Source organism: Pseudoalteromonas sp. Z9A4 (assembly GCF_011378845.1).
Classification (GTDB): Bacteria; Pseudomonadota; Gammaproteobacteria; order Enterobacterales; family Alteromonadaceae; genus Pseudoalteromonas; species Pseudoalteromonas arctica.
The window spans coordinates 1-1,024 of the sequence record NZ_WTLA01000062.1 but is presented as its reverse complement, the minus strand read 5'-3'; the positions used below and the strand labels follow the sequence as shown (position 1 = coordinate 1,024).

Below are 1,024 nucleotides of genomic sequence, written 5' to 3'. Positions count from 1 at the left end.
TAACACCACTCGTTTAAGAACGAGTGGTGTTTTTTCGTTTATACCTAACTGGATATTTTTGTGTCTTTGCGAGCACCGTTCGCGGATAAGCTTTTCGCTTTCTTTTCTCCGGTAATATTAGCCGTTTACCGTTTTCACGTAGTTCTTTTAGCTTTTTAGGGATTGTCCCGGGGCTTCGACCTGAGCACCATAAAAACTCGTCTTGTATCAGGTATAATGCGTTTATGAAACTGATGCGTAATGGCTCCACTTTATGGGCTTTAGCCATCTCTGCCATCTCAAGTCTCACGATATTGTATGACGTCAGAATACCCCAGAGCTCTTGATAAATACCTTCCTGTTTCAAGCTCCGTAGCGCTGGCTTATTAGATAATTGATATTGCTTGAGCTCACCATATCCTCGCTCTATTTCCCATCGTTGCCAATAAACATCGAGTAGCGCTTTCAGCGGGTACTTTTCTGGACAGGCGCATGAGGTGATGAACCCTTTTATTTCACCTTTAGGTGTCGGAATTTGAATAAGCCTTGCTTGCCATGTATCACCTAGGTAAGGGGCTGATTTTTTAGCTTGTGGCGAAATAGGCATTGTTATTAAGTGGTCGTAATCGCTAAATGATTCCGTTATTTCATAGCGCATTTTACTTTTGATGGGCGTAAGCCAATGATGATTTTCGCTAACACCTTGCCAGCTCGTGAATAGTTCAGCCGAAAAGAAACCTCTATCAAATAGAGTTAGTGAATGTTCAGGTGCTGAGCCAACAAGCTGTTGAGCATAATGAATTTCACTTTGGGTAATGGGGCCAAATGCTGCATCGGATATTAAATGCGTTCTTGTCGACATCAAGGTTACAGCAAGTACTGAGGGGAAGTTCGTTGTCGATTGAGCATAGCCAAAATGACGGTTACTCGGCGTATCTTGGGTTTTAAATTGTGTACCGTCAACGCTTAGCAGCTTTAAACCACACACGTCATCAAAAGTTTGCGACTGTTCCCACTGCGTTGCTGTATGTTTAAAAAGGTGTTT

The 1,024-nt window shown here is 42.6% G+C and carries 1 protein-coding gene; it reads right to left on the bottom strand.

Annotated elements, in window-relative coordinates:
• Positions 1-13: 13 nt before the first annotated feature.
• Positions 14-1,024 (bottom strand): IS4 family transposase (locus tag GQR54_RS19430; protein WP_166379707.1); only part of this gene is annotated, 1,011 nt, incomplete at its 5' end.